Source organism: uncultured Kordia sp. (assembly GCF_947496985.1).
GTDB lineage: Bacteria > Bacteroidota > Bacteroidia > Flavobacteriales > Flavobacteriaceae > Kordia.
Genome location: NZ_CANMEZ010000052.1, coordinates 1 through 220, shown reverse-complemented (window position 1 = coordinate 220; position 220 = coordinate 1). Strand labels below are relative to the sequence as shown.

1 protein-coding gene is annotated in these 220 nt (G+C 37.3%); it reads left to right on the top strand.

Features of this window, described 5'->3' with window-relative positions:
* A partial coding sequence (locus Q0828_RS24460) for a hypothetical protein (RefSeq protein ID WP_298428002.1) occupies positions 1 to 220 on the top strand: 220 nt, incomplete at both ends.

Genomic DNA, 220 nt, shown 5'->3' with positions numbered 1-220 from the left:
TTAGCAGGAGGAGGGACACCGCTTCCAGCTGCATATGTAAATGAAACAATGGACAATCAAACGGTACATATTCGTATTGAAAACACAGTTACAAATTGCTACAATACGTCGTCTTTAGATTTACAAGTAAACCCAAGTATAGCAGCAACAGTACCAACAAACTATAGTGTTTGTGATGATACGGATGGGAATGATACAAATAATCTAGGAACCTTTGATT